Raw genomic sequence first — 543 nt, 5'->3', positions numbered from 1 at the left:
CTCACGAATGTTAAGCGGGCGTGGCCCGGAGCTGGAGCGATTCAACGGGCCGCTGGGACGATGGAAGCGTTCATCGAGATCGACCCCGACAATATGGACTTCGCGATGTCCGACGACTGGGCCCAGCTCCAGTCGGCTGGCGAAGACTTCGCCAACAAGGAACTGGACTCGAAACTCAAACTCCACGCGACAACGCGGTCATTTCCAGTCGAACAGATCACTGAGACGATCGAGAAGCGGCTCAGCGATGAGGACGTCACGCAGAACCCGATCTTCCGGGAACTTCTTGCAGAGTACCGCGAGACCCGCCCCAGGGAAATGCGTGATCGGGGCATCCAGCAAGTTCGCTACTACATTGGTGTCGAGGTGACCCCGCTCGAAGTCTACGACAGATATCGAGATGAAGGCACACCTGCGGAGAAACTGACGCAATTCCCCGTCATCGGGTTCCTGTTCAACCCCTTTGTGACACGCCGTGAGGATCTCACTGACGTCGAACGTCGCGCTCAGATGTTCGAGAAGCTCGACAGCCGCGTGAATGAA

The 543-nt window shown here is 57.8% G+C and carries 1 pseudogene; it reads left to right on the top strand.

The features are described from left to right. Nucleotides 1-543 (top strand): annotated as a pseudogene (locus DEQ92_RS21690) (hypothetical protein); the annotation flags it as partial.

The organism is Haloferax sp. Atlit-6N (assembly GCF_003383195.1).
GTDB lineage: Archaea > Halobacteriota > Halobacteria > Halobacteriales > Haloferacaceae > Haloferax > Haloferax gibbonsii.
Note: the sequence above shows the minus strand (reverse complement) of the source record. Positions and strands in the feature narration are given on the sequence as shown.